Below are 8,849 nucleotides of genomic sequence, written 5' to 3'. Positions count from 1 at the left end.
AACCCGCGCGTTTCCGCCGCCTCGGGCGCGCGCGCGGTCTTGCGCGCCGACTTGCCAGACCGGCGCTGGCGGATCGCGGCCAGATAGTCGTCGAAACTGCCCTGCGTGACCTTGTCCATCAGCGTCAGCCCGTCGAAGGCGTCGCGCGCATAAGCCACGCGCCCCGCGCCACCATCGCTGCCGGCATAGGACGCCGCGCATTCTTCCTCGACGTAATTACGGGTCAGTGCGGCACCCCCGAGAAGCACCGGAAGGTCGAGCCCCAGACGATGCATCTCTTCAAGATTTTCGCGCATGATGACCGTCGACTTCACCAAAAGCCCAGACATGCCAATGGCGTCGGCTTTGTGCTCCTTCACCGCGGCCACCATGTCGGCCAACGGCACCTTGATGCCCAGATTGATGACCTGATAGCCATTGTTGGTCAGGATGATATCGACAAGGTTCTTGCCAATGTCATGCACATCGCCCTTGACCGTCGCCAGCACGATGCGCCCGCGCGATTGCCCCTCGATCCGCTCCATATGCGGCTCCAGATAGGCCACCGCCGCCTTCATCGTCTCCGCCGACTGCAAGACGAACGGCAACTGCATCTTGCCCGCGCCGAACAGCTCGCCCACCACCTTCATACCGTCCAGCAGGACCGTGTTGATGATGTCCAGCGCCGGCATGCGCGCCATCGCCTCGTCCAGATCGGCTTCGAGCCCCTTGCGGTCGCCGTCGACGATCCGGTCCTTCAACCGCCCCTCGGCAGTCTCGGCGCGCTTCTTCACCACGGCATCCGCCGCCTTGCGCCCGGCAAACATCTCCAGCAGACGCTGGAGGGGGTCGTAATCTTCGGTGCGGCGATCGAAGATCAGATCCTCGATGACCTTCACCTCCTCCGGGTCGATCAGGTGCAGCGGCCGGATCTTCGACACATGCACGATCGCCCCGGTCATGCCCGCCCGCACCGCATGGTCGAGGAACACCGAATTGACCACGGCGCGCGCCGCCGGGTTCAGGCCGAACGAGATGTTCGACAGGCCGAGGATGATCTGGATATCGGGAAACCGCTCGCGGATCATGCGGATGCCCTCAAGCGTCCACTGTCCCAGCTTGCGATCGTCCTCCATGCCGGTGGCGATGGTGAAGGTCAGCGGATCGATCATCAGGTCGGACTGCGGCAGGCCATACTGATCGCACGCGAACGCCACCAGACGCTCGGCGATGCGCAGCTTGTCCTCGGGCTTCTTGGCCATGCCCACTTCGTCGATGGTCAGGGCAATGACCGCCGCGCCGAACTTGCGCGCCAGCCGCATGCGGTCGTGCGCATGCCCCTCGCCGTCCTCGAAATTGATCGAGTTGATGATCGGCTTGCCGCCATGCAGTTTCAGGGCGGCCTCGATCACCGGCGTCTCGGTCGAATCGATCACCAGCGGCGCGTTCACCGACGCGGTGAAGCGACGGATCACCTCGCTCATCTCGGCGGTCTCGTCGCGTCCGACGAACGCGGTACAGACGTCGAGGGCGTTGGAACCCTCGCCCACCTGCTCCCGCCCGACCGCGACGCAGCCGTCCCAGTCGCCCGCTTCCTGCAACTCGCGCCACTTCTTCGACCCGTTGGCGTTGCAGCGCTCGCCAATCGAGAAATACGCGTTCTCCTGCCGCAACGGCACCTGGGAGTACAGGCTGGCGACCGAGGGCATCCACACCGAGGTCCGCGCGACCGGCGCCGGACGAAGCCCGCCCCCCACGCGCTTGCGCAGCATCGCGTCGAGTGCTGCGATATGCGGCGTCGACGTGCCGCAGCAACCGCCGATCAGGTTCAGGCCGTCCTCGCTGATGAACCGCTCGACCCAACTCGCCATTTCCCCCGGCGACAACGGATAGAACGTTTTGCCGTCCACCAGCTCCGGCAGGCCGGCATTAGGCTGGATCGAAATCAGACCTGGCCAGTTCTCCGCCAGCCAACGCACATGCTCGGCCATTTCCTGCGGCCCTGTGGCGCAGTTCAACCCCATCAGCGGCACGTCCAGGGCGTGCACGACGGCGGCCGCAGCCGCGATATCCGGGCCGACCAGCAGCGTCCCGGTCGTCTCCACCGTCACCTGAACAAAGATCGGCGTCTGGGCGCCGGCTTCGGCACGGGCGATCTTGGCCGCGTTGACCGCCGCCTTGATCTGCAACGTGTCCTGACACGTCTCGATCAGCAGCGCGTCCACGCCCCCCGCGATCAGGCCGCGGCACTGCTCCGCGATTCCGGCTTCCAGCGGGTCATAGGCGATGTTGCCCAGGCTCGGCAGCTTCGTGCCCGGCCCGATCGAGCCCACGACATAGCGATGGCGCCCGTCGGCAAAGGTCTCGGCCGCCTCGCGCGCCAGTTCGCCGGCGATGCGGTTGATCTCGAACGTCCGGTCCGACAACCCGAATTCCGCCAACGTGATTGTCGAGCCGCCGAAACTGTTCGTCTCGACCATGTCGGCCCCGGCCTCGAAATAGCCGCGATGAATTTCGCGCACCAGTTCGGGGCGCGAGAGATTAAGGATCTCGGTGCAGTTTTCCTGCCCCCAGTAATCGCGCTCGACTTCGAGGTCGAGCATCTGCACGCGCGATCCCATCCCGCCGTCGCACAGCAGGACCTGATCGCCGAGTGCATCAAGAAGGTGGGGACGGCTGGACATCGGACAGGAAACTCGTCACAGAAACAGGGAAAGACCGGTCCTTTTTTCAGTATAACCGCGCCCTGTCCAGTCCGATGGACCGCCGCGAACCCTTCCCTGCCGTCCCGGAGGGCCACGCCCGATGCCGCCCGATCGAGTGCCGCTCGACCTGATCGACCCGGCCAGCCTCGCCACCCGTGACGCGCAGGGCGACACCGCCCTTATCGTCCTGGAATCCGGAACGCCGGCACACGCCGTCGTCCACGATGCGGACTGGGCGCACGTCGTCCGGCTTTCCGCGTTGTCCCGCTCCCTGGCGGGGGTACCCCACGGCGCCGCCTGCGTCTGCTGCGCAGGGCCCGGCGTGCTCGGCGCCACCCTGATGCGTCTGTTCCAGGACCGCGCACGGGGCACCGTGCCCTTCTTCAGGACCGCCGCCCTCGTGGCGCCGGAGCGCGATCACGCCACCCTGCGCACTGCAATGATGGCCGATCCGTTCGCCATGGCCTATTATCAACTGGCTGACGCGCGCCCATCGCCGCGTGCTTCCGCCGGCCGGTCGGCCATGATGCTGCCGACCTGTACCTAGGAACCCGCCCGGACTCGGGACGTTTTGCTGTTTTCCCGCCAGCCGGAAAATGCCATGCTGTGACTGATGCCTGCAGCGGCGCAGGTCGCAGTCGTGTCTGAGCTGAGCACAGGGGACAATTTGTGAGCCATCCCGACCAGGTCTCCGGCCCCGGATCAGAGTCCCCGCCCGGACGGAGCCGACGGCCCGATCCCAAACTCATCCGGATTCGCGCTGCCATGGCAGCCGCCCGGTATCACGGCATCGAACTCGATATCCGTGACTTCGCCGAAGAGCCCGGCGAGTCTTCCCCCTCTCCGGCCACCCTGGCGCGCTGGCTGAACGACCAGGGCGCGGTCGCCAAGGGCATGCACATCCGCTGGCGTTTTCTGGTGCGGATGCACAATTCACCCCCCATCGTGTTGATGTTCACCGACGGGTCCGCGGGCCTGATGGTGGCCGCCGACGCCGAACGCGGCATCGTGTGGCTGCGCGATCCGATGGGCAACGACGCGGACGCCCCCGTCGCCGTCGACGAAGCGCGCCTGAAAAGCGTCTGGAACGGCGATATCCTGCTGGTCAAGCGGTCCCGCGACCAGTCCGAGGCCGATGCGCCGGTCAACGCGACGTGGCTCGCCAAGATGGTGCTGCGTGAGCGTTCGCTCATGCGCGATATCCTGATCTCCTCGATGGTGCTCAGTGTCCTTGCGATCTTCCCGCCCCTGATCGTCATGCAGGTCCTCGACCGCGTGGTGAACTACCATTCCATGGCGACACTGATCTCCGTGTCGGCCCTGGTGGTCGTGCTGTCGCTGTACGAAATGCTGCTGTCCTACGCGCGCCGCGAACTCACGCTGGTGATGACGACGCGCATCGACACGCGAATCTCGATCCACTCGTTCAACCGTCTTCTGGCGCTGCCGCTCGAGTATTTCGAGCGCGAACAGGCCGGACGCATCCTCGGTCGCGTGATGGCCATCTACAAGGTCCGCGACTTCATGACCGGCCGTCTGCTGTCGACCTTCCTCGACATGTTCACGCTGCTCGTCATCCTGCCGGTCCTGTTCTACCTCAGCCCGGCGATGGCGTGGATGACCGTGGCGGCCGCCGGGATGATCGGGCTGGTCATCATGATCTTCATGCCCGCCGTGGCCCGTACGATCAGCCGCCAGATCGAAGCAGAGATGGATCGCGGCTCGGTCATGTACGAGTCCGTCGCGGGTATCCGCACGCTCAAGACCCTGGCCCTCGAACCCACGCGCCGCAAGGAATGGGACGACAAGACGGCCGAGGTGGTGCGCTGGCGCCTTGCGACCGGCCGTATGAGCAACTGGCCGACCACCATGGTCATGCCGTTCGATTTCTTCATCAACCGCGGCATATTGCTGGTCGGCGCCTATCTCGTGCTGACCGGCAGCGCCAATATGGGCTCGGGCGCGCTGATGGGCTTCATGATGCTCGGCGGCCGCGTCGCATCGCCGCTGGTGTCGCTAGCCAAACTGCTGGAAGATTTCAACGAGGTCCGCTCGTCCTTGGGCGAAGCCGGCATGGTCCTCAACCAGCCGACGGAAACCAAGGCCCTGACGACCGGCATGCGGCCACGCATTCAGGGCGCGCTGACATTCGACCGGGTCAATTTCTCCTATCCCGGGGCCAGCAACAAGGCGCTGAACGATGTGACGTTCGAACTGCCGGCGGGCACCATGCTGGGCATCGTCGGGCGCAGCGGTTCGGGAAAATCGACAATCACCCGCCTGCTCCAGGGCGTCAGCCGCAACTACACCGGCTATCTCCGCCTCGACGGTGTGGACCTGCGCGAAATCAACCTGACCCATCTGCGCCGGTCGTTCGGCGTGGTGCTGCAGGACAACTTCCTGTTCCGTGGCACGATCCGCGACAACATCACCGCGGGCCGCCCCGGGCTGACCATCGACGACGTCGTGCGCGCGGCCCGTCTGGCGGGCGCCGAGGAATTCATCGAGCGCATGCCGGCGGGCTACAACACCTTCATCGAGGAAGGGTCCACCAACATCTCCGGCGGCCAGCGCCAGCGTCTGGCCATTGCCCGCGCCGTGATCAGCGACCCCAAACTGATGATCCTCGACGAGGCCACCTCCGCGCTTGATCCGGAAAGCGAGGCATTGGTCAACGCCAACCTGCAGCGTCTGGGCAAAGGCCGGACGATGGTGATCGTCTCGCATCGCCTGTCGTCCCTCGTCGACTGCGACCTGATCCTGGTCATGGAACAGGGCAAGGTCGCCGATATCGCCCCCCATGACGTCCTGCTCGAACGCTGCGCGATCTACCGCACCCTGTGGCTGCAGCAGAACCGTCACCAGACGCGCACCAGCAAGTCCGGCGGCCCCGCTCCGATGATCGCGGAAGGAGACTGACCATGTCAGGCCACGAGATCACCTCATCCGGAAACGGCCCGGACGATTACAGCTTTTCGCTGCCAGAAGCCGACGATCCCACCGCGCCGACCGAACTTCCGCAGGAACTGCTGGAATTCCATTCACCCAGCGCGGCGCTGATCAACACACCGCCCAGCGCGACGGCCCGCTATATGGGTTGGCTGGTCTCGGCGATGGTCATAGCGTCGGTCGCCGCCATGTCGCTGTTTCCGCTCGATCGCGTCGTCTCCACCACCGGCCGCCTGACGCCTGCGGACAATTCGCTGGTGGTGCAGCCGTTCGAGACGTCGATTATCCGTTCCATCGATGTTCACGAAGGCGACTATGTCCATAAAGGGCAGATCATCGCCCATCTCGACCCCACGATCACCGATGCCGACGTCGAGAACATGCGCCTTCAGGCCGCCGGGTACAAGGCGGAGGTGGACCGGCTGACGGCCGAAGCCGAAGACCACGCGTACCAGCCGGACATGACCAACCCCGCCGCCGTGCAGGAAAGCGCCAACTACCTGCGCCGCAAGAGCGAATACGACGCCAAGGTCTCGGACTACGATCATCAGATCGCCGGCCAGCAGAGCGCCCTGCAACAGGCTGTCGCCAGCGCCGCGATGTATGCCGCCCGCGCGCGTGTCGCGGGTTCGGTCCTGACCATGCGCGAGAATCTGCAACGCGACCATGTCGGGTCCCGCCTGTCGACGCTCAGCGCGCAGGACCAGATGATGGAGATCGAACGCTCCCAGATCTCCTCGCAGCAGGAAGCGGCCGAGGCCCGCTCCAAGATCAGCGCCCTGACCGCCGAACGGGACGCCTACATACAAAGCTGGAAGGCCGACATCTATCAGGCCCTCAGCACAGCCCAGCACCGCTATCAGGAAGCCGCCGCCGACTCGACCAAGGCGACACTCCGCAAGAGCCTCGTCGTGATGCGCGCCGATCGCGACGCCCTCGTGCTCAGCGTGGCCAAGCTGTCGGTGGGCTCGGTGCTGTCGACGGCGGACAAGCTCATGACCCTCGTGCCCGTCGACAGCGGGCTGGAGGTCGAGGCGATCCTGCGCGGCTCGGACGCCGGCTTCGTCCAGCTCGGCGACAAGGCCATCCTGAAATTCGCGACCTTCCCCTATGCGCAATATGGCGGTGCCGACGCGGTCGTGCGCGTGATCAGCGCCGACGCGTTCTCCTCCGGCGACCCGAACGGCAACGGCGGCTCGCCAGCGGCAACCGGCGGCGGCAGCGACCCCGACAGCCAGACCGGCCAGCTGTTCTATCGCGTCCGCATGCGCGTGGACCGCTACACGCTGCACGGCGTGCCGTCCTTCTTCCATCCACGCCCGGGCATGCCGGTTACCGCCGATATCAAGGTCGGCAAGCGCACGATCATGCAGTACCTGTTCAATCGCATGATACCGGTGGCCACCGACGGCATGCGCGAACCCTGATCGGACGGGCCGATGCCGATCGGCCCGCGAACTCCACAACGACGGACCCCAGACACGGGACAAGCCATCAGCGTGACCGCCCTTCGACTCCGCCTCGCCGCGCGTTTCTCGCCTCAGGCCAAGCTGGCCTACGCGATCGCGCTTCAGGAAGACAACGAGCCCGTCAAGGCTGCCGGGGTCCTGAACGAACTTGCGCGCATCGACATACCCGAGGCCCAGTTCCGCCTCGGCCGCGCCTATCTCGACGGCATTGGCGTGCCGATGAGCCTCGAGGAAGGCGCGCGCTGGATGCGGCGTGCGGCCGAGAACGGCTGGGTCGAGGCGCAGCTGGTCTACGCCACGATCTGCGTCCTCGGCCTGCCCGAGCACGGGGACGAGGCCCCGACTCTCCAGCTGTCCCGCGATCCCGATCGCCCCCGGCATCGGGCCGACTACGACCAGGCCCTACAGTGGGCCCGCCGGGCCGCCGACTCCGGCTCGCCCGACGCCCAGGCGCTGTGCGGCTATATCCTGACCTCCGGGCCGGAGGCCATGCGCGACACCACGCAGGCGCGCGCGTGGTACCAAAAGGGCGCCGAGGGCGGCAGCGCGCAAGGCCATCTCGGCTATGGGCTGGCTTTGCTACGCGACTCGGGCGACGACGAGACGGCGCGCGCAGCCGCAGCGGCCGAACTGCGCAAGGCGGCCGACGCCGGGCTTGGGTCCGCCCTGCACCTGATGGGCGAACTGTGCGAACGCGGCATTGGCGTCGCGAAGGACATCGCCGCGTCCACCGAGTACTACCGCCGCGCGGCGGAGCAGAACGTCGTCGCCGCACAGGCCCGCTTCGGCTACGCCTGCCTTGAGGGACGCGGGATCGAACGCGATCCCGATCGCGCCCAGTCATGGCTCCGGCGCGCCGCACTCGGCGGCGACGTGGAGGCAGCAGCACTTCTGGGCGATATTCACGCGCGCGGCGGCGATCTGCCGCCGAACTATGTCGAGGCGGCCATGTGGTATGTCCGCGCGGCCGAAGCCGGTCACGCTGCGGCCGCGCGCGCGCTGGGCCTGTTGTTCCTGACCGGAGCCGGTGTCCATCGCGACCCCGACGAGGCCGCCAAATGGTTCCGCAAGGCGTCCGAGCGCGGCAGCACCGCCGCCGAGACCGACCTTGGCAATCTCGTGCTGGCCGGGGGAGGCACGGCGGCCGATGGTGCGACGATCAGTTCCCGCTACGAACAGGCCGCCCGTGGCGGCGACCCGCTGGGCGCGTTCAACTACGGCGTCTGCCTGGCACAAGGCGTGGGCGTCACCCGCAATGAGGAGGCCGCCGCCGAATGGATGCGGCGCGCGGCCGACGGGGTGGTCAACGCCCAGTACTGGTACGGCCGGATGCTGCTGGAAGGACGTGGCGTCCCGGCCAACCTGACCGAGGGCCGGCGCTGGATCACCCAGGCCGCCGACGCCGGCATGATCGACGCACAGGTCGCACTGGCCCAGCTTCTGGTCCTCGGGCGGGGCGGCCCGAAAGACCACCCGCGCGCGGCGGCCCTCTACCGGGACGCCGCCGAGCGCGGCAATGTTCAGGCGATGTTCTCGGCAGGCGCGATGTATGGCGGCGGCCACGAGGTGCCCGAAGATCGCCCGGCCGCCCAGCACTGGTTTCTTCAGGCTGCCGAGCGTGGCAACGCGCTGGCGCAGTTGATGGCCGGTCGCTACCTCGCCCGTGGTCTGGCCGGCACGACGGACATCGAACAGGCGCGGCGCTGGTTGGAACGCGCCCGCGCGCAGGGTGTGGCCGAGGCGCAGG

Annotated in this window: 5 protein-coding genes; 4 read left to right on the top strand and 1 reads right to left on the bottom strand. The window is 66.7% G+C overall.

Annotation, left to right across the window (positions count from 1 at the left end):
• Window positions 1-2,663, bottom strand: a 2,663-nt coding sequence (locus HUK82_RS12370) for a methionine synthase (RefSeq protein WP_176614255.1), incomplete at its 3' end; no start/stop codon positions are given.
• A 121-nt stretch (window positions 2,664-2,784) separates the two neighbouring features.
• On the opposite strand from HUK82_RS12370, the gene HUK82_RS12365 reads away from it, so the two are divergent.
• The 4 genes from HUK82_RS12365 to HUK82_RS12350 all read left to right on the top strand — a co-directional run.
• On the top strand, window positions 2,785-3,231 hold the full coding sequence (locus HUK82_RS12365; protein WP_176614254.1) for a hypothetical protein: 447 nt from the start codon (window positions 2,785-2,787) through the stop codon (window positions 3,229-3,231).
• Between the two features lie 218 nt (window positions 3,232-3,449).
• The gene (locus HUK82_RS12360; protein ID WP_176614253.1) at window positions 3,450-5,603 is read left to right on the top strand and encodes a peptidase domain-containing ABC transporter; all 2,154 of its coding nucleotides are present in this window, start codon (window positions 3,450-3,452) and stop codon (window positions 5,601-5,603) included.
• A gap of 2 nt (window positions 5,604-5,605) precedes the next feature.
• Entirely contained in the window at window positions 5,606-7,060 is a 1,455-nt protein-coding gene (locus HUK82_RS12355; protein ID WP_176614252.1) for an HlyD family type I secretion periplasmic adaptor subunit, read from the top strand.
• Window positions 7,061-7,132: 72 nt separating this feature from the next.
• A partial coding sequence (locus HUK82_RS12350; RefSeq protein WP_317134860.1) for a tetratricopeptide repeat protein occupies window positions 7,133-8,849 on the top strand: 1,717 nt, incomplete at its 3' end.

The sequence above is a fragment of the Ameyamaea chiangmaiensis genome (genome assembly GCF_013376175.1).
Taxonomy (GTDB): domain Bacteria; phylum Pseudomonadota; class Alphaproteobacteria; order Acetobacterales; family Acetobacteraceae; genus Ameyamaea; species Ameyamaea chiangmaiensis.
This window is presented reverse-complemented; position numbering and strand designations above follow the sequence as displayed.

Excerpts from the sequence above, each read along its gene's own strand:
- HUK82_RS12365 (WP_176614254.1), top strand. The coding sequence starts at position 2,785 with ATGCCGCCCGATCGAGTGCCGCTCGACCTGATCGACCCGGCCAGCCTC.
- HUK82_RS12355 (WP_176614252.1), top strand. The coding sequence starts at position 5,606 with ATGTCAGGCCACGAGATCACCTCATCCGGAAACGGCCCGGACGATTAC.
- HUK82_RS12360 (WP_176614253.1), top strand. The coding sequence starts at position 3,450 with ATGGCAGCCGCCCGGTATCACGGCATCGAACTCGATATCCGTGACTTC.